This window comes from Allostreptomyces psammosilenae (genome assembly GCF_013407765.1).
Classification (GTDB): domain Bacteria; phylum Actinomycetota; class Actinomycetes; order Streptomycetales; family Streptomycetaceae; genus Allostreptomyces; species Allostreptomyces psammosilenae.
In genome coordinates, this window is sequence record NZ_JACBZD010000001.1 from 1,971,939 (window position 1) to 1,988,695 (window position 16,757).

Genomic DNA, 16,757 nt, shown 5'->3' on the forward strand with positions numbered 1-16,757 from the left:
CGGGCTAACCCGCCTGTCCCGCGGGGGTCGCCGCCTGGTCCCGCCTGGCCCGCAGCAGCTCCCGGCGGTGGCCGCCCTTCGGCCAGGTGTGCGAACCGGGCTTGCGTGCCTCGTCCGTCAGGTGCTTGACGCTGGACGCGCAGGACAGCTCCTTGAGCTTCGCGCCCGCGCGGCCACCGACGTACAGCCGCATCGCGGTGTCGTCCCGGTGGGCGAACTGGAAGATGCCGACGCGACGCCCCAGGCTGACGCACATCGCGGGGAAGGACAGGTTGACGGGCGCGGGCTGCCTCCCCGCGACGCGGTCGAGCACCGTGTCGGCGGCATGGGCGCCGAGGCAACCCGCGGCGTAGGCGCTCATCCGGAACGGCAGGTCCGACGGGGCCGCGGAGTCGCCGGCGGCGACGATGCGCGGGTCGTCCACGCTGGTCAGCGTCTCGTCGGTGAGCAGGCGGCCGACGGCGTCGGTGGTCAGGCCGCTGCGCGCGGCCAGGTCCGGCACGCCGAAGCCGGCGGTCCAGACGGTCACCGCGCTCGGCAGCTCGCGGCCGTCGGCGAGCCGCACGGCGTCGCGGGTCACCGCGGTCACCTTCGCCCCGGAGCCGTCCAGCACGGTCGCCCCGAGCCCGGCGAGCTGCTTGGCGGCGGTCTCGCGCGCCCGCGGGTGCAGGTAGGGGCCGAGCAGCCCGCCGCAGACCAGGGTCACCCGCCGGCCCTGCTCCGCCAGTTCGGCGGCGGTCTCGATGCCGGTCGGACCGGCTCCGACGACCGTCACCGGGGCGGTCGTGGGCACGTCGTCGAGGCGCGACCGCAGCCGCTCGGCCTCCTCCAGGGTGGCGACCGGGTAGCCGAACTCGGCCGCTCCGGGCACGCGTGGGGCGGCGCTGCCGCTGCCGACCGCGTAGACCAGGTAGTCGTAGCCCACCGTGCCGCCCGACGCCAGCTCCAGGCCGCGCCCGGCCGCGTCGATCCGGGTCACCGTGTCGACCAGCAGTCGGACGCCCCCGGCGAGGGTCTCCCGGTAGTCGAAGACCGCGTCGTGGGACCCGCCCACCAACTGGTGCAGACGGAGCCGCGCGACGAAGGCCGGGCGGGGGTTGATCAGCGTCACGGCCACGTCGTCGCGCCGCATCAGGCGGTTGGCCGCCATCACGCCGGCGTACCCGCCGCCGACCACGACCACCTCGGTGTTCTGGCTCATGGTGTCTCCTCCGGTGCTTGGGGTTCGGCCTCAAGACACCGCGGAGCCCGGCGCCGTGACAGCATGTGAGCCGGATCACGCCGGTGGCGTGGCGGCGTGCGGAGGGGCCGGCCCCCGACGGGGCCGGCCCCTCCCATCGGGGGTGTGCGGGTCAGTAGCCGATGGTGAACCGGCGTTGCACGAACCGGGGCAGCTCCACCTCGTCGACGAGTGCGACGGCGGCGTCCTCGACCGAGATCCGGCTGAGGCCGTCGGCGTCGAGGACGGGCTGGTCACCGCCGATGCGGAAGCGGCCGGTGCGCTCGCCGGGGGCGATCTGCTCGGCGGGGCTGAAGTAGGTCCACAGCCGGTTCGAGGTGCGCAGGACGTTGAGGGCGTCACGGTGGCCGCGGACGGCGGCCGCGTACTCGCGCGGGAGCCCGATGGCGTCGAGCGCCTCGTGGAGGAGTTCGTCGTGGTCGGCGCGGACGACTCCGGGGGCGACCTCCAGGCTGCCGGCGCCCCCGATGACGATCAGTCGGGTGCGGGGGTGGCTCTCCAGGGCCGTGAGGAGGGCCCGGGCGGCGGTGGCGTAGACGGTCGGGTCGGCGATGGAGCGCCGGATGGTGTCGGCGATGTCGTTGGCGCCGTTGCCGGGCTGGAACGCGCTGATCAGGACGTCCAGACCCGGCAGGACGCGGGCGATGCCGGCGGCGTCCAGGACGTCGACGCTGGCCCAGGTGAGGTTCTCGCGCGGGTCGTGGATCGCGGAGGCGTCCCGGCTGAAGGCGGTGACGCGGTGCCCGCGGCCGAGGGCTTCGGTGACGACCCGGCTCCCGATGGTGCCGGTGGCTCCGATGACTCCGATGTGCATGGTTCTCCCCTTGGTCATGCCGGATGGACGCGGCGCGGGCCAGGGGCCTTCACGCCGCACAGCAACTATACGGCGTGAAGTTTTCGCACAGCAATCGGCCCAGTGACGCTGTGCAGTGACGCTGTAGAGTGGGCGCATGGCAGGCACTCGGAGCACCGGACGACGCGAGCGGCTGCGGGCGGAGACCACCGCCGAGATCAAGAGCACCGCCCTGGGATTGATGCGCTCGGGCGGCCCCGACGCGATCACCCTGCGGGCGATCGCCCGCGAGATGGGCATGACCGCGAACGCCATCTACGGCTACTTCGCCACCCGGGACGACCTGGTCACCGCGCTGGTCGCGGACGTCTACACCGCGCTCGCGGACGCCGTCGACGCCGCCTGGGCCGCCGCGCCGAAGGCCGATCCGGCGGCCCGGATCCAGGCCTGGGCGCACGCCTTCCGCGACTGGGCCCTGGCCAACCCCGAGGGCTTCCGGCTCGTCTACGGCGACCCGGTCCCCGGCTACCGCGCCCCCGAGGGCGGCGCCGCGCCGGACGCCGCCCGGCGGGTCTGCGTCGGCATCGCGGCGCTCGCCGCCGCGACCTGGGACCCGGCCCGACCGCCCCACGACGACGGTGGCTTCACCTGGGCGGACTTCGATCCCGGGCTGCTCGACAAGGTCCGCCCGGCCTTCCCCGACCTGCCGCCGGCCGGTGTGGCCCTGGCCCTGCGGATCTGGGGACACCTGCACGGCCTGGTCGCGCTGGAGGTCTACGGCCACCTGCGCGCCCAGACGCAGGCCCCGGACAAGCTCTTCCGGGCCGAGCTGACCCAGCTGATCCGGTCTCTCGGCATCCAGGCCGACTAGCCGGGCAGCCGAGCAGGGCACCCGCGCGGTGAGGGGCGCGCCCGGCCGTCGCGCGGGCGCGCCCCCGGATCGGCCGCCGCCCCGGTCAGGCGCCGCAGCCGGTGAACTGGGCCTCGGCCCGCGCGAGGTAGACGCTGGCCCCGCCCTGGTCGTCGTTCCTGAGCGGAACCGTGACGGTGTCCTGGGCCGTCCACGGGTAGCCGGCCGCGTCGAAGGTCCACTCACCGGTCACCCGCGTCGCCAGGGCCGACAGCTCGACCCACCCGTACTGACCCGGCGGTATGGAGATCGTCAGGCTGTTGCCCAGTTCCTCCCGCAGGTCGTAGGTGACGCTGCCGGAGATGGTCAGGCTGACCCTGGCCTGCACGGGGCTGGGCGAGCCGGCGCCCAGCTCGGACGTGAATTGGACGCCGAGCGTGCTCGACCAGCCGCTGCTGGTGTTCAGCGAGAAGGTCCACGGCACGGCCGCGGCGGTGCCGTTGTACCAGACCGGGGAGACGCACTCGGTCGGGAGCGGCGCCGCCGGTTCCTGGACTCCCTTGCGCCAGGAGCACGTGGACGCGTCCTGCTGGCACCGGTTGGCGGCGTACTGCACCGCGGCGTCGAAGGCGGCGGCGGACGCCCACGCGGGGACGCGCCACTGCTGGGCCCGGGAGCCGTTGCAGCCGTAGGTCTGCGTCCAGGCGTCGTCGTACTGCGCGGCGAGCACGACGTCGAGGCACCGGTGGTCGCCCGCGTTGCGCACCATGTAGGTGTCGACGGCGCCGCTCACCGGCTGGAAGTACCAGCGCTGACCGGCGGCCCCTGAGCAGGTCTGCTGCCTGAGCGGGAGGCCGGCGGCGGCGCACTTGCCGGTCGCGTCGTTGACGAGCGTGAACGACCCGTCGGTCCGCAGGACGGGGCTCCACTCCTGGTGGTGGCCGGGCGCGGAGTTGGTGACGAGGAAGACGCCGTCCCCGGTGTTCCCGTTCTGCACGTCGAGGTTCCGGCCGTTGTTGACCGAGGTCAGCGTCAGCCCGTTCAGGTCCGCGACCTGCGCGGTCGCCGCCGCGCCGTCGGTCCCGGCCGGGCCGCCCGTCCCGGCCGCGCCGGCCTGGGTGGCGGGGACGACCGCGATGGCCAACGCGGCGGCCAGGGCGATGAGCGGTGCGAGGGCTGCGCGGGGGCGGAAACGCCTGGACGATCTCATGCTTGGAGTACTCCTGATCGGCTCGTGGACTTCTGTCCCGGTGCGGTCGCCCCGTGGCGACGAGGACCCGGAACGGGGCGCGGGCGGACGGCTCCGGGGAGGCCGGCCGGCGACAACAGGAGCGTGTACATGACATGAATCCCGTGGCGCCGCCGCCGGTCGCCGGCCCCGCCGCGGGGCGTCAACGCCTCTCGCCGTCCGGGAGGCCGTCCGCGCAACCACGCTACGGGCTCGTCCGCACCAAGAAGCCGTCCTACGACGGTTTCCCGCCCGGTGGCGGCACCGCGGCTCCCGGCGGTCCGCGGCCGGCGCGGAACCGGCTTCGGTTATTCGGTTGCCGCCCCGCACCGGCTGCCACTCCAATGGCTCCATGACTGTTCGCGACCACGGTGATCACGTGGAGCTGAACCGGCGCCACTGGGACGACCACGCGGCGGGGTGGCACGGGCCGCTCGCGCGCGACCACTGGGCGTCGGCGGAACCACGCTGGGGGCTGTGGGCGACGCCGGAGTCGCAGGTCTCGCTGTTCCCCGACGACATCGCCGGGGCGCGGGCGATCGAGCTGGGCTGCGGGACCGGGTACGTCTCGGCGTGGCTGGCCCGAGCGGGCGCCCGCCCCGTCGGGATCGACCTGTCGGAGAGGCAGCTCGCCACCGCGCGGGCGATGCAGGCGGAGTTCGGCCTGGAGTTCCCCCTCCTGCTGGGCGACGCCGAACGGCTCCCCTGCGACGACGGCACGTTCGACTTCGCGATCAGCGATTACGGCGCTTCGCTGTGGTGCGACCCCTACCGGTGGATCCCGGAGGCGGCGCGCGTGCTGGTCCCCGGCGGCAGGCTGGTGTTCACGCGGCGGTCGCCGCTGTTCGCGCTCTGCTGGCGGCCTGACGGGCCGGCGCCGGCGGCCCTGCTCCGCCCGCAGTTCGGCCTGCGCCGGCTGGACTGGGGCAACGGGGTGGAGTTCACCCTGCCGCACGGCGACATGCTGCGCCTGCTGCGCTCCTGCGGCTTCGTGGTCGAGGACCTGATCGAGATCCAGGCGCCCAGTCCGGCGCACCGGGACTACGACGAAGTCTCCGCGGACTGGGCCCGCCAGTGGCCCAGCGAGGAGATCTGGAAGGCCCGACTGGCCGGTTGAGCCCGAAGATCGCGGGTCCGGGCGGCTCCTCGGCGCCGGACGCGCCCGCGCGGGGTCAGCGGTTCGGCGGTCCCTGCCGGTCCATCCGGTCGCGGAACCAGTCGAGCATGAAGCGGTGTGCGGCGATGCCGTAGTCCAGCGTCGCGCGCTGGTGGGCGGCGAGGTCGCGGTGCTCCTCGGGGACGTCCCGGGTGTCGAGCTGCCGGTCGAGGGCCGAGAGCGCGGCGAGGTCGGTCTCGATGCGCTCCGTGATGCGGCGGAGCACCGGTAGCCGCTCGGACGGCTCCAGCAGGCCGAGGAAGTAGAGCCGGGACAGCGCCGCGGTCTCCAGGTCGGGGCCGGTCGGCTCCCCCGTCATCCAGGCGCGGAACTCGGCACGACCGGCGTCGGTCAGCCGGTACACCTTCCGTCCCCGGCCTCCGGCCTCGATGCTGGCGACCTCGATGAACCCCCGCGCGAGCAGGGTGTCCAGCGCGCGCCTGATGCTGCCGGAGCTCGCGCTGTAGAAGAGCGCGACGCCGGCCTCGAATCCCTTGATGAGGTCGTAGAAGCTCTGCGGGGCGATCAGCAGCAGACCGAGGATCACATGCGCCATGGGACGAGTCTAGCTCCATTGGTGTCTCATAGACATGTCTGCTAGACATGTGCCGCCCGGGAACGGAGACAAGGAGCACTCGCGTGACATCGCCGCCGACCATGCAGCATGCCCACGACAACCACGTCCGCCCCGAGGTCGACGCGCGGCTGACGCGCCTGCTGGGCAACCTCGTCGCGCGCAGCGGCATCCACCACGCCAACGTCGCCCTCACCAGCGGTGACGGGCAACGGCGCTGGGCCGCCGCGGCGAGCCGCGCCGACGCCGGCGCCGACGACCGCCCACTGCGTCCCGACACCCCGTTCTTCATCGCCAGCGTCACCAAACGGTTCATCATCACGCTGGTGCTGCAGGCCCGGGAGCGCGGCGAGCTCGAACTGGACGCGCCGATCGACAGCTACCTGCCGGCGGAGACGGTCACCGGACTCCACGTCCTCGACGGGATCGACCGGACCTCCGCGATCACCGTGCGGCACCTCGCCAGCCACACCTCCGGGCTGCCCGACCAGTTCGAGAAGCGTCGCGAGGGCCCCAGCCTGTACCAGCGCCTCGCCGCCGGCCGGGACCTGGCCTGGACCTTCGAGGACACCATGCGGACCACGCGGGAGCAGCAGCGTCCGCACTTCGAGCCGCAGGACCTCACCGCCGCCCGGCAGAAGGCCCGCTACTCCGACACCGGCTTCCAGTTGCTCATCCGCATCCTGGAGACGGTGACCGAGCGGTCGTTCGCCGAGCTGCTGACCGAACGGATCCTCGCCCCGCTCGGCCTGACGCACACCTGGCTCCCCGGCCGGATCCCCCCGGATCCGGCGACCGCGCCGCCCTCGCCGCTCCACGCGCGGCAGCGCCGCGTGACGCTCCCCGCGATGATCGAGTCCTGCAACGACCTGTGCAGCACCACCGGCGATCTCCTCGCCTTCCAGCGGGCGCTGCTGGACGGCCGGCTCTTCGGTGACGCCCGCTCACTGGAGTTCCTCACCGAGCGGCGCAACCGGCTGCGCAACGTCCCCGTCCTGAGGTACGGACTGGGCACCATGTTCTTCGGGGTCGGCCGGCTCGCGTCCCGGGGGCGCCACCCCGTCACGCTCGTCGGCCACTCCGGGGCCACCGGCACCTGGCTGTTCCACTGCCCGGAGCTCGACCTGCACCTGGCCGGCACCGTCGACCAGACCAGGGGGCAGGCCATCCCCTTCCGGTTGATGGCGCGACTCCTGGACGTCTGGCGCAGGTGAGTGCCGGTGGGCGGGGCCTGCCGCGCGGCGTTCAGCCGGGCACGTCCATGCGCTGGGTGCCGATGACCGACAGCAGCCTCAGCGCCTCGGCCGACGGTGAGCCGGGGTCGGCCGTGTAGATCACCACCTGCTGGTCCCGGTCGGTGATGTCGAGGACGTCGCAGTTGACCGTGACCGGCCCGACGAGCGGATGGTGAATGGTCTTGCGCAGCGGGGCGGCCACCCGCACGTCGTGGGCGGCCCACAGCCGGGCGAAGTCCTCGCTCCCGGCGAGGAGCTCGTCCACCAGGGCGGTCACCTCGGGGTCGTCCGGGTAGCGGGCGGCGGCGGCGCGCAGGCGCCGGACCGCGCCGCGGGCGAACACCTCTGCGTCCGACAGTCCGTACAGCCACCCCTCCCGCAGGAAGGCCCGCCGCACCAGGTTGCGGTCCGGCCGCGACAGCGCGGAGAAGTCCTCCATGAGGGCGGCGGCCAGGTCGTTCCAGGCGATCACCTCCTGGACCGCGGACAGCACCAACGCCGCGGCCTGCGGCAGCCGCCGCAGCAAGTCCAGGATGCTGCCCGGCACCTCCCGCGACGGCCCGGGCGGCGGGCCCGGAGCGGCGCCGGCCAGGTGGTGGAGGTGGTCGCGCTCGGCGTCCGACAGGCGCAGGGCCCGGGCCAGGCCGGCCAGCACCTCGCGTGACGGGTGGGGGCCCCGTGCCTGCTCCAACCGGGTGTAGTACTCGGTCGAGATGAAGGCCAGCTGCGCCACCTCCTCGCGGCGCAGCCCCGGGGTGCGCCGTCGCGTCCCCACGGGCAGTCCGACGTCGGCGGGGGAGATCCGCTCCCGTCTGCTGCGCAGGAAGCCGGCCAGCTCTCGTCTGTCCATGGCCACCAGTGTGCGAGGCGCCGGGACGCCCATCCAGGTACCGCCGGTGCCTGGATGGGGCGGCAGAGCGGGACCAGCCTCGTCGCCATGGGAAGCACACCGATCACCGACACCCCCGTGGCGACCACCGGCCTGCTGGCCGGGAAGGTCGTCTTCGTCACCGGCGCCGGACGCGGCATCGGCGCCGCCGCGGCACGGCTGTTCGCCCGCGAGGGCGCCCGGGTGCTGCTCGCGGCCCGGACCGAGGCCCAACTGAGGGCGGTCACCGAGGAGATCCGGGCCGCGGGCGGTACCGCCGACCACGCTCGTTGCGATCTGGCGGACCCGGCGAGCGTCCGCGCCGCCGTGGAGCGGGCCGTGGAGCTGTACGGCCGGCTCGACGCCGCCTTCAACAACGCGGCGACGGTCCAGCGGCCCGGCCCGCCGGACCAGACCGGCGAAGCCGTCCTGGACCACGTCTACACCGTCAACCTCAAGGGCTGCTGGCTGGCCATGGACGCCGAGATCGCCGCCATCCGGGCCACCGCCGGGCAGGGCACCATCGTCAACAACTCCAGCATCGGCAGCCTCCTGGCCAACCCGGTGCTGCCCGCCTACGGGGCCATGAAGCGGGCGCTCAACAGCCTCACCGCGTCGGCGGCGGCCGCCTACGGCCCCGAGGGCATCCGGGTCAACGCCGTCGCACCCGGGACCACCCTCACCGAGATGATCGACCAGTGGGAGGAGGCCGACCCGGGCATCACCGCGCGGTCCAACGCCATGACGCCGCTGGGGCGGGCCGCCCGTCCGGAGGAGATCGCGCAGGCCGCCGCATGGCTGCTGAGCGACCGCTCCTCCTACGTGACCGGAACGGTCCTGCGCGTGGACGGCGGCCTGTACGCCTGATCCCCGCCGGCGGCGCACCCGGTCGGCGCGGCACCCCACCGCCCGGGTGGGATGTCGCGCCGACCGGTGGTGGTGCGGGTGATCGGCACTCAGGTGGCCTCGGCCGGCGGGGGATCCGTCAGCACGAACACGAGCAGGAGGACGAGCAGGAGGTCACCCGCACGTCGTCGATCACCGGTCCGTAGGCGCTGCCGGCGGTGGTGCTGGCGAAGGTCAGGGTCGTGGTGCCGCTGGTGGCCACGAAGGTGAACTGCCGGTTCACGTACCCCATGTCGGTGTACGTCTTGCCGGTGATGTCGAAGGAGAAGTCCTGGAAGACCTGGCCGTCCACGAGGACCCGCCCGGTCTTCAGCGTGGGACCGCCGGCCGCGTTCGCGGCGAGCGCGTAGGTCACCGTGTACGTGGCCCCGGGTGTCGTGGTGAAGGTCTGCGCCACCGCGCCCGGCACGGTGGCGTTGAGGTCGACGGACTGGTCGCCCTCGGCGGCCTGCCAGAACCCCTCGCCGATCAGGTCCACGGCGCCGCTGGTGACCGTCCAGGGGCCCATCAGCTGCCCGGTGCTGTATGTCGTGAACGAGTTCACCGGTGCCAGGGGGTACTCGAAGCTGCCGTCGTCGAACCTGCTGAAGGCCCTGGTCTGCGCGGGAACCCCGCTCGTGCCGGCACCGCGCGCGGGCGCGGCCAGTGCGGCGCCGGCCGCGGAGACGAGCAGGCCCGCCGCGATGAAGAGCGTGGTGATGCGCCTGGCCACCATGTTGCCTCCCAGTGCATGGGCTCTCGCCCCGTGTGACGAACGGTTCACCCACTGTCCCGGGGCCGTCGGGCGGAGTCCATGCCGAGGTGCCGGCGCCCCGCAGCGCGGCCTCCGCGCGTGCACCGGCGCGCACGCCCACCGACCGCCCCACCCGCCCCGTTTGGCTCCCGGATGACGGCTTTCGCACGGGGGTCGAACAGAGCGGCCGGGGACGGCCGCGGCCGGCCTCCCGACCGGGGGCGCCGCCTAGCGGCGAATGGCGGTCTCCCGCTCCATGTGCGAGAGCTTCTCGGGATTGCGCACGGCGTAGAGCCCGGTGACGAGGTGGTCGTCGATGCGCAGCGCCAGGACGGTGTCGATCGCGCCGTCCTGCCGGAGAACCAGCGCCGGGTGGCCGTTCACCTGGGCCGGGTGCAGCGACGCCGCGGGGCCGATCCTGCCCAGCACCTTGGCCACCAGGTCGGCCCCCACGACGGGCGCCAGCGCGGCCCGCACGATTCCCCCACCGTCGGTCAACAGGACGACGTCCGGTGCCAGGACGTCGAGCAGGCGTTGCAGGTCCCCGGTGTCGACCGCCCGGTGGAACGCCTCCAGCGCGGTGCGGGTCTCGGCGGGTGAGGCGCCGCCGCGCGGCCGGCGCGCGGCGACGTGGGCCCGTGCCCGGTGGGCGATCTGGCGGACCGTGGCCGGGCTCTTGTCGACGGCCTCGGCGATCTCGTCGTACTCCAGACCGAACACGTCGCGCAGCACGAACACCGCCCGCTCGGTCGGTCGGAGGGTCTCCAGCACCAGCAGCATCGCCATCGAGACGCTGTCGGCCAGCTCGACGTCGTCGGCCACGTCGGGCGCGGTCAGCAGCGGCTCGGGCAACCAGGGGCCGACGTAGGACTCCTTGCTGCGGCGGAGCGCGCGCAGCCGGCTCAGCGCCTGACGGGTGGTCATCCGGACCAGGTAGGCGCGCCGGTCCCGCACCGCACCGAGGTCGACCCCCACCCAGCGCAGCCAGGTCTCCTGCAGGACGTCCTCCGCGTCGGCGGCCGAGCCGAGCATCTCGTAGGCGACGGTGAACAGCAGGTTGCGGTGGGCCACGAACGTCTCGGTGGCGGGGTCCATGCGGCCGCCGCCGACGCGGGCCGACGGCTCGGCGCTGTCCGCGGTCCGTTCCCTGCGCTCGCTCATGGCTGGCTCCGACTGTTCGCTCCCGACCGTGTCACGCACAAGACGCCGGTCCCAGCCGCCCTGTGACACCCGCGAGCAGTGGCCTGCGTCACATCGGCGTCACACGGTCCGGGCGGCGGCCCGCGACCGCGGCCCCCGTCCCCGCGGGGGGCGTCCCACGGCTCCACCTCGCGGCGGGTGCCCCCCTCCCGGCACCCGCCGCGACGCGGCCCCGTGGGATTCCCCCCGCGCGGGAACGCGCCGCCGCGTCACGTCCGGTCGCTCAGCGCTGCTCCGACACCCGCACGGCGATGCCGTCGCTCATCTCGACCTCGGCGGCGATGCCCGCGTCGGACTGCACGGCGGCCTCCAGTTCCTCGACGGTGCAGGCGGTCGCGGCCTGCGCCTCGCCGTCGCCGCAGATCCGGCCGGCGCCCCACACCTGCGTGTCCACGGCCAGGTAGAAGGCCTGGTCGGTGCCGTCCGAGGTGCTGATGATCAGCTCGCCGGGGGCCAGGTAGGACAGGGTGCCGGTGAACAGGCCGTCGACGCCGCCCCCGTCGGGGGTCACGGTGGTGTCCTCGGCGGTGTCCTCGGCGGTGTCGGGGGCCGCGCCACCCTCGGCGGCGGGGGCGTCGTTCCCGGCGGCCGGAGCATCGTCCGTGTCACCGGCGTCGGCCGCACCGCCGCCGCTGCCGCCCGTGCCGGAGGTGGCGCCGTCCTCGGCCGCGGAGGCGTCCCCGTCGGTCTGGTCGCTCTCGGCGGCACCTTCCTGGTCGTCCGTCGCGGCCGGCGACTGGGGCGCGGAGGCGTCGGCGGAGGCCGAAGCAGACGGCGCCGGCTGCGCGGCGTCGGCGGGCTCCTCGGAGGATCCGCAGGCGGTCAGGGCCAACATGGCCGCGACCACCGCACCGGCACCGGCGAACAGACGGACACGCGGGGAACGGGCAGCACGCATCGAAAGCACTCCTACTGAAGAACAGTGAACACTCGCGGTGGCCGACCCGTCGGGGGCCGCCTCCGTGCCTCCCACTCTGCGGTGCCCGACCGCCCCGGCGGAACCGGCCCGGCCCGGCTGTCGAGGGCGGGTGACACTCCCGTCGCGTCGCCGTTGCACTCGTGACGGTTCATCAACGAATACCGGTCGTCGACGATCCACGGCCGGAGCGCCGTTCCCGCAACCCGAGGCGGCGGTACTCGGACGTCGCCAGGGCTCGGACCACCCCGGGATCGCCGCGCCGCCACGCGGCCACCGGGTCCTCCCCCGCCGGGAGCGAGCGCAGCGTCGCGGTGACCTCCGGCAGCGGGCGGAGCAGCGCCCGCAGCGCCAGCAGTTCCTCGATCGCGGCGCCGTCGGCCTGCCCGAGTCGCCGGGTGGCGCGGGCCTGCCGCAGCCAGCGCAGCCGCGGGGGCAGCCAGAGGGCCAGGGCCAGCAGCGCGGGGAAGACGGCGACGGCCACGCCGAGCAGCAGCGCCAGACGCTCGACGGCCTCCTGGCCCGACTGCCCCGCCGCGGCCAGTCGGTCCCCGGCCCCTCCGACGTCGAGCAGCGCCTCCCGCAGCTCGTCGCCGACCAGTGGCACGCCCTCCGCGCTCCGCCCGGCCCCCTCCATGCCGGTGCGGAAGTCCGCTCCGGCCCGCTCCACCTCGCGCGCGGGCGCGGCCAGCGCGACCACCGTGTCGTGGACACGGGCCGCCAGCCACAGCCACAGGGCGATCCAGGCGAGCAGGGTGAGGTCAGCGAGGAGCTGACGGGTGCGGCGCAGCGGCGTGTCGGCGTACAGACTCATGCCCCAACCCATTCCCGGGCCACGCCCGCGCATCCGCGCTCCGACGGTCCGGTGCCGGGCCGGACGTGCCGGGCGCGCGGCCGCTGCCGAGGGGGTAACGCCGAGGAGACGCCCCGTCGCCTTGGATGACGTTCCGTCCGGCCGTCTGCGCCGGCCACGACGACCCACGGAACGAGGCGATTCGGGTGCGCCGGCTCCCGCCGGCGCCCGCCGCCGGCCGCTCGTGGACGGCCGGCGGCGCGGCGGGTCACTCGGCCGGGGCCTCGGCGGGCCGGGTGGTGGCCGGGCGCGCCCGGCCGGCCCCGGTCCTGGCGTGGGTCGCGTAGAGGGTCAGCCCCACGAACGTCAGGCCGCCCACGAGGTTGCCGACGACCGTGGGTATCTCGTTCCACACCAGGTAGTCCATGAGCGAGAAGTTCCCGCCGAGCATCAGGCCGGAGGGGAACAGGAACATGTTCACCACCGAGTGCTCGAAGCCCATGTAGAAGAAGAGCAGGATCGGCATCCACATCGCGATCACCTTGCCGGACACGGACGTCGACATCAGGGCGGCGACGACCCCGGTGGAGACCATCCAGTTGCACAGGACGCCCCGGATGAAGAGGGTCAGCATGCCGGCCGCGCCGTGGTCCGCGTACCCGACGGTGCGGCCCTCGCCGATCGTGCCGAGGCGCTGGCCGACCTCGTTCGGCTCCATGGAGAACCCGTAGGTGAGGATCACCGCCATCATCAGCGCGACGAGGACCGCCCCGGCGAGGTTGCCGACGAAGACCAGGCCCCAGTTGCGCAGGATGGAGCGCGGGGTCACCCCGGTCCGCCGGTCCAGCAGGGCCAGCGGGGTCAGGGTGAAGACGCCGGTCAGCAGGTCGAAGCCGAGCAGGTAGAGCATGCAGAACCCGACCGGGAAGAGCAGGGCCCCGACGAGCGGCTGCCCGGTCTCCACGGTGATCGTGACGGCGAACGCGGCGGACAGCGCCAGGATGGCGCCGGCCATGAACGCCCGGATCAGGGTGTCGCGGTTGGACATGAAGACCTTCGCCTCGCCGGCGTCGATCATCTTCGTGACGAACTCGGGTGGACTCAGATAGGACATGCTTGCTCTCTCGGTGGCGCGCTGGGGACGTCCGGTCGAGCATGGGCGGCGGACGTTTCCGCTCCGTAACGCGGCGGAAAGCATCGAGTCACACGGACCTCACAGTGCCCCGGGCGCACCACGTGGGCTTTTCCGGCCACGGCAGCTGACGCTGCGTGTCGTCGAGGTGTCGCCGGGCGACCGTCACGGCCGGCCGTGTTGACGGCGTGTAAACAGTTCGTGTCGGGAACCGATCATGGATGGTGCGCCGCGGCGTTCGCGGGTCAGCCTGGGGCGGCACGCACTACCGAGGAGTTCGCCATGACCCCGATCATGAGCAAGTCGGCCGCCGCGGAGCTGGTGGTCGCCGCCCGCATGCGCAAGGGCCTGACCTGGGCCGCCATCGCCGACGAGATCGGCGCCCCGCTCGTGTGGACGACCGCCGCCCTGCTCGGCCAGCACCCGATGACCCCGGAGCAGGCCGACGCGGTCTGCCGGCTCCTCGGCCTGGACGAGGCCGTCGCCGAAAGCCTCACGCTGCAGCCCGCCCGCGGCATCAACCCGGCACTGAAGTCCGACCCGACGGTCTACCGGTTCTTCGAGGCGCTGTCGGTCTACGGCCCGGCGCTGAAGGAACTCATCCACGAGGAGTTCGGCGACGGCATCATGAGCGCCATCAACTTCAAGGTGGACATCTCGCGGCGCCCGGACCCCGAGGGCGACCGCGTCGTGGTGACCTTCGACGGGAAGTTCCTCGACTACAAGTGGTGACGCCGTCGCGCCGGCGTGACCGCGGCCACGGCCCGGGCGGTGTCCACCGCCCGGGCCGTGGCCGTCACTCCCCCGGCGTGCGCGCCCCGCTCGCCGTTCGCGCCCCGTTCCGCGCCGCTCGGGCCGCCTCCGCGGCGGCGGCGAGCTGGGGCCGCAGCGCCGCGCCGAGTTCGCCCGGGGTGACGGGGCGGTCGTGTTCCAGCCAGTCGACGATCACGCCGAGCAGGGCGCCCGCCACGAACGCCGCGGCCGGGTCGTAGACCGCCGGTTCGTCCCGGGCGGTGGCGCGGGCGGCGTGGACGGCGCGGGTGAAGCGGCGCAGCAGGTGGTTGTGGACCCGGGCGCTGCCGTCCTCTCCGAGCAGGGCCCGGTAGAGGGGCGCGTGCTCGGCGACGTGGGAGAAGAGGTCGGCGAGGCGGCTGCCCGGGGGGGCGCCGTCGCCCGGTGGGAGGTCGCGGTCGCCGGTCGGCGTGGCCGCCACCAGTTCGTCGAAGACGGCCGTGCAGGCGGAGGCGGCCAGGTCGGCCACGTCCGCGTAGTGCTCGTAGAAGGTCGAGCGGTTGACGCCCGCGTGCTTGGTGACGTCCGAGACCGAGATCCGGGACAGCGGGCGCTGCGCGATCAGCTCGCGCAGCGCCGCCTCCAGCGCGGCGCGGGAGCGGAGGGGTCGGGGGTCCTGGGCGCGTTCGGTCACGGTTCCACTCTACATTTCCGACAGGTGTAGGATTTCCGACGAGTGACGGAAATACTCGCGCTGCCCGTGCTCCGCACCCGCTCCACGTAGCCGAACCTCCAAGGAGAGTCCTCGATGGCCTCGACGGCCCTCGCCGACCGCGCCTCACGTCCGGGCGGTGTCATCGCGACCCTCGCCGTGACCGGCATCGTCGCGTCGATCATGCAGACCCTCGTCACACCGCTGCTCGGCGAACTGCCCCGGATCCTGGACACCGACGCCTCCAACGCCAGCTGGGTCGTCACCATCACGCTGCTCGCCGGCGCGGTCTTCGGACCGGTGGGCGGACGCCTCGGAGACCTGTACGGCAAGCGGCGGATGCTGCTGGTCTGCTGCGTCCCGCTGGTGGCCGGTTCCGCGCTGTGCGCCCTGTCCTCCTCGCTCGTGCCGATGCTGATCGGTCGCGGTCTGCAGGGCATCGGCATGGGGGTGATCCCGCTCGGCATCAGCCTGCTGCGCGACGTCATCGCACCGGAGCGACTCAGTGGCGCCATCGCCCTGGTCAGCTCCTCGCTCGGGATCGGCGCCGCGCTCGGCCTGCCGATCGCCGCCGCCGTGGTCCAGTACTCCAGCTGGCGCGTGCTGTTCTGGGCGGCCGCCGCGCTCGCCCTGCTCGTGACGCTGATGATCTGGTTCCTGGTGCCGGGCACCCCGGCGAGCGCCGCCGGTCAACGCTTCGACGCGGTCGGCGCCCTCGGCCTGGGCGGCGGTGTGCTCTGCCTGCTGCTCGCCGTCTCCAAGGGGGCCGACTGGGGCTGGGCCAGCGGCACCACGCTGGGCCTGTTCGCGGGGGCGGCGGCGCTGCTGCTCACCTGGGGCTGGTGGGAGCTGCGCACCGACGACCCGCTGGTCGACCTGCGCACCACCGCCGCCCCGCGGGTCCTGCTCACCAACGCCGCCTCGATCCTGGTCGGGTTCGGCATGTACGCGCAGTCACTGATCTCCCCGCAGCTGCTGCAGCTGCCGGAGGCCACCGGCTACGGGCTGGGGCAGTCGATGCTGGCCATGGGCCTGTGGATGGCACCGGCCGGCGTGACGATGATGCTGGTCTCGCCCGTCGGCGGACGGCTCACCAACGCCCGCGGCCCCCGCTTCACCCTCGTGCTCGGCTCGTTGGTGATCGCGGCGGGATACGGGCTGGCGCAGCCGCTGCTCGGCTCGCCGTGGGGCCTGATGCTCGTCGGCATCGTGATCAGCACGGGCGTCGGCTTCGCCTACGGGGCGATGCCCGCGCTGATCATGAGCTCGGTGCCGCGTTCCGAGACCGGCTCGGCCAACAGCTTCAACACGCTGATGCGTTCGCTGGGCACCTCCTCGGCGGCGGCCGTGATCGGTGTCGTCCTCGCGCAGATGACCACCACGCTGGGGCCGGTCTCCCTGCCGTCCGAGAACGGCTTCCGCGTCGGCCTGCTGATCGGCGGGGTCGCGGCCCTCGCGGCCGCCGCCGTCGCCGCGCTGATCTCCCCGGCGCGGCCGGCGCCGGACCCGGCGGCCGCGCCGGACGGCGACCGGGCGGCCGTGCCGGGGGCGAGGACCGCCCCGACCGGCTGACCGCCCGTTGCTCCTCCCCCGCGCGCCCGCCCTGCCTGTCGGGGCGGGGGCGCGGGCGGGGGCGTTCCCCGCCCCCGCCCCAGCGCCCGTACGGGGAACGCCCCCGGCCCCGCCCCG

17 protein-coding genes are annotated in these 16,757 nt (G+C 74.0%); 6 read left to right on the plus strand and 11 right to left on the minus strand.

What is annotated here, in order from left to right:
- Positions 1-4 precede the first annotated feature (4 nt).
- Together FHU37_RS07955 and FHU37_RS07960 are read right to left on the minus strand one after the other, a co-directional pair.
- Entirely contained in the window at positions 5-1,201 is a 1,197-nt protein-coding gene (locus FHU37_RS07955) for an NAD(P)/FAD-dependent oxidoreductase (protein ID WP_179813509.1), read from the minus strand.
- A 151-nt stretch (positions 1,202-1,352) separates the two neighbouring features.
- Complete coding sequence (locus FHU37_RS07960) at positions 1,353-2,054, minus strand: NAD(P)-dependent oxidoreductase (RefSeq protein WP_179813510.1); 702 nt, start codon at positions 2,052-2,054, stop codon at positions 1,353-1,355.
- Positions 2,055-2,190: 136 nt separating this feature from the next.
- Between FHU37_RS07960 and FHU37_RS07965 the strand changes: the two genes are divergently transcribed.
- On the plus strand, positions 2,191-2,904 hold the full coding sequence (locus FHU37_RS07965) for a TetR/AcrR family transcriptional regulator (RefSeq protein WP_179813511.1): 714 nt from the start codon (positions 2,191-2,193) through the stop codon (positions 2,902-2,904).
- Between the two features lie 85 nt (positions 2,905-2,989).
- Here FHU37_RS07965 and FHU37_RS07970 read toward each other — a convergent pair whose 3' ends face one another.
- Positions 2,990-4,093: an RICIN domain-containing protein gene (locus FHU37_RS07970; RefSeq protein ID WP_179813512.1), complete on the minus strand. Its 1,104-nt coding sequence runs from the start codon at positions 4,091-4,093 to the stop codon at positions 2,990-2,992.
- A gap of 370 nt (positions 4,094-4,463) precedes the next feature.
- Between FHU37_RS07970 and FHU37_RS07975 the strand changes: the two genes are divergently transcribed.
- Positions 4,464-5,228, plus strand: coding sequence for a class I SAM-dependent methyltransferase (locus FHU37_RS07975; RefSeq protein ID WP_179813513.1), 765 nt, complete (start codon positions 4,464-4,466; stop codon positions 5,226-5,228).
- Between the two features lie 55 nt (positions 5,229-5,283).
- On the opposite strand, the gene FHU37_RS07980 is transcribed toward FHU37_RS07975, so the two are convergent.
- Entirely contained in the window at positions 5,284-5,823 is a 540-nt protein-coding gene (locus FHU37_RS07980) for a PadR family transcriptional regulator (RefSeq protein ID WP_179813514.1), read from the minus strand.
- Positions 5,824-5,906: 83 nt separating this feature from the next.
- Here FHU37_RS07980 and FHU37_RS07985 point away from each other — a divergent pair, with 83 nt between their 5' ends.
- Positions 5,907-7,055: a serine hydrolase domain-containing protein gene (locus FHU37_RS07985; protein WP_218903970.1), complete on the plus strand. Its 1,149-nt coding sequence runs from the start codon at positions 5,907-5,909 to the stop codon at positions 7,053-7,055.
- Between the two features lie 31 nt (positions 7,056-7,086).
- Here the strand turns inward: FHU37_RS07985 and FHU37_RS07990 are convergent, their stop codons facing one another.
- Positions 7,087-7,926 carry a helix-turn-helix transcriptional regulator gene (locus FHU37_RS07990; protein ID WP_179813515.1) on the minus strand — a complete coding sequence of 280 codons (840 nt, stop codon included), beginning with the start codon at positions 7,924-7,926 and terminating at the stop codon, positions 7,087-7,089.
- Positions 7,927-8,013: 87 nt separating this feature from the next.
- On the opposite strand from FHU37_RS07990, the gene FHU37_RS07995 reads away from it, so the two are divergent.
- Positions 8,014-8,811 carry an SDR family NAD(P)-dependent oxidoreductase gene (locus tag FHU37_RS07995; protein ID WP_179813516.1) on the plus strand — a complete coding sequence of 266 codons (798 nt, stop codon included), beginning with the start codon at positions 8,014-8,016 and terminating at the stop codon, positions 8,809-8,811.
- A gap of 118 nt (positions 8,812-8,929) precedes the next feature.
- On the opposite strand, the gene FHU37_RS08000 is transcribed toward FHU37_RS07995, so the two are convergent.
- From FHU37_RS08000 to FHU37_RS08020, 5 genes are all read right to left on the minus strand, one after another.
- The gene (locus FHU37_RS08000) at positions 8,930-9,565 is read right to left on the minus strand and encodes a choice-of-anchor C family protein (RefSeq protein WP_179813517.1); all 636 of its coding nucleotides are present in this window, start codon (positions 9,563-9,565) and stop codon (positions 8,930-8,932) included.
- A gap of 246 nt (positions 9,566-9,811) precedes the next feature.
- The gene (locus FHU37_RS08005; protein WP_179813518.1) at positions 9,812-10,744 is read right to left on the minus strand and encodes an RNA polymerase sigma-70 factor; all 933 of its coding nucleotides are present in this window, start codon (positions 10,742-10,744) and stop codon (positions 9,812-9,814) included.
- A 262-nt stretch (positions 10,745-11,006) separates the two neighbouring features.
- Positions 11,007-11,681, minus strand: a complete 675-nt coding sequence (locus FHU37_RS08010) for a hypothetical protein (RefSeq protein WP_179813519.1) — start codon at positions 11,679-11,681, stop codon at positions 11,007-11,009.
- A 172-nt stretch (positions 11,682-11,853) separates the two neighbouring features.
- Positions 11,854-12,513: a hypothetical protein gene (locus FHU37_RS08015; RefSeq protein ID WP_179813520.1), complete on the minus strand. Its 660-nt coding sequence runs from the start codon at positions 12,511-12,513 to the stop codon at positions 11,854-11,856.
- 247 nt (positions 12,514-12,760) lie between these two features.
- Positions 12,761-13,606: a formate/nitrite transporter family protein gene (locus tag FHU37_RS08020; RefSeq protein WP_179813521.1), complete on the minus strand. Its 846-nt coding sequence runs from the start codon at positions 13,604-13,606 to the stop codon at positions 12,761-12,763.
- A 300-nt stretch (positions 13,607-13,906) separates the two neighbouring features.
- Between FHU37_RS08020 and cynS the strand changes: the two genes are divergently transcribed.
- Positions 13,907-14,356 carry a cyanase gene (gene cynS / locus FHU37_RS08025; RefSeq protein ID WP_179813522.1) on the plus strand — a complete coding sequence of 150 codons (450 nt, stop codon included), beginning with the start codon at positions 13,907-13,909 and terminating at the stop codon, positions 14,354-14,356.
- A gap of 64 nt (positions 14,357-14,420) precedes the next feature.
- On the opposite strand, the gene FHU37_RS08030 is transcribed toward cynS, so the two are convergent.
- Positions 14,421-15,050 carry a TetR/AcrR family transcriptional regulator gene (locus FHU37_RS08030; protein ID WP_312892493.1) on the minus strand — a complete coding sequence of 210 codons (630 nt, stop codon included), beginning with the start codon at positions 15,048-15,050 and terminating at the stop codon, positions 14,421-14,423.
- A gap of 114 nt (positions 15,051-15,164) precedes the next feature.
- Here FHU37_RS08030 and FHU37_RS08035 point away from each other — a divergent pair, with 114 nt between their 5' ends.
- Positions 15,165-16,640: an MFS transporter gene (locus tag FHU37_RS08035; RefSeq protein ID WP_179813523.1), complete on the plus strand. Its 1,476-nt coding sequence runs from the start codon at positions 15,165-15,167 to the stop codon at positions 16,638-16,640.
- Positions 16,641-16,757: the final 117 nt, after the last annotated feature.